This window comes from Synechococcus sp. R3-13, from assembly GCF_047462195.1.
GTDB lineage: Bacteria > Cyanobacteriota > Cyanobacteriia > Thermostichales > Thermostichaceae > Thermostichus.
Genome location: NZ_JANSIO010000316.1, coordinates 4,219 through 5,518 on the forward strand (window position 1 = coordinate 4,219; position 1,300 = coordinate 5,518).

General features: G+C 58.3%; 1 protein-coding gene. It reads right to left on the reverse strand.

Annotated features, from left to right (window positions below):
• Nucleotides 1-107: 107 nt before the first annotated feature.
• On the reverse strand, nt 108-1,268 hold the full coding sequence (gene chlG / locus NW856_RS09860; RefSeq protein WP_414400046.1) for a chlorophyll synthase ChlG: 1,161 nt from the start codon (nt 1,266-1,268) through the stop codon (nt 108-110).
• Nucleotides 1,269-1,300 lie beyond the last annotated feature (32 nt).

Consider the following 1,300-nt stretch of genomic DNA (forward strand, 5'->3'; position numbering starts at 1 on the left):
GTGGGTAGTTCTGTACCACCGCACCAGGTTTAGGGCTGCATTCAAGTCGCGGTCTATCTCCAGACCACAACAGTAAAACAGCGACTAGAGACGTGCCCCTAGCTCGATTACCAAAGCCCCGAACGCCCCAGAGCCAGGCCGACCACCAACATGCCCAACACCAAGAAGGGCTGCGCACTGGCCTGGTATTTCACATCGTTGTTCAAGGGATCCCGCAGGAGGTACATATCTTGGAAGGTTATTTGGGGGATGATCAGCAGCACCAAAATGGCCGCGTAACGTTTTAGGCCCGCCCCCAGCAAAAATGAGGCCATGCCGAACTGAAATAGGTCGATCATCAGCGCCGAGATCCAAGCGGCCCCCATTGCCCCAAACATCACCGGCAAAGAGGCCAAGCCAAACTGCCTGTCCCCTTCGATGCTTTTGAAATCGTTGACCACGGCAATCCCCAGCCCGGCCAAGCTGTAGATCAGCGTCAGGATGCAGACCGTCCAGTTTAGCTCGCCGAACAAGGCGTGGCCTGTCCACCAGGGCAGGGCGATGTAGCTGGCACCAAGGGCATAGTTGCCCAGCCAGCCGTTGCGCTTGAGCTTCAGGGGGGGCGCCGAGTAAATGTAGGCAATGAGGGCTCCCGCCAAGGCAATGCAGGTGATCACCGGGAAGTCATGGCCCGTGTACCAGTCCAGAGCGTAGGCCAAGCCCAACCCCAAGATCAGCAGCACCCAGATTTGGATAACCACCCGCTGCAGAGAGATGGCCCCCGAAGGGATCGGGCGGTAGGGCTCGTTGATGGCGTCGATCTCGCGGTCGTAGTATTCGTTCACCGTTTGGGTATAGCCCGTCATCAGGGGGCCCGCCAGAATCATGCCCACCAAAATGAGAGCCACATTCTCCCAAGTCCAGGTGAAGTGACCGGAAGATGCCGCCCCCGGAATCAGACCCCACACCAAAGGGATCCAGGTGACAGGCTTCATCAGTTGCAAGTGCAACTGCCAAATGGAGCGAGACTCCACCTCTGCTCCTTTCATGCCCAGCAGTTGACGGACACGCTGCGCATTCGACCCGCCGGTGCCAGGGGATCCCTTGCCGGGATCCGAGTCTGGGGCGGCTTCTTCTGAAGCAGCTCCTTCTGCTATGCTGGGCTCCGCAGCAAAGGCCATCTCAGCCGCCACTTCCGGCAAGGAGGGATCTTGGGGGATCTTTTCGCTCATGGTGAGGTGCGCAATCCAACTGAGATAACGGGGATAACCACCCCCATTCAGAGACATCGTGACATACTCCCGCACTCATGCTGATGCAT

What these genes read in the sequence shown, in the direction of transcription:
- chlG (WP_414400046.1), bottom strand. Translation starts at nt 1,268, where the DNA reads ATGTCTCTGAATGGGGGTGGTTATCCCCGTTATCTCAGTTGGATTGCG.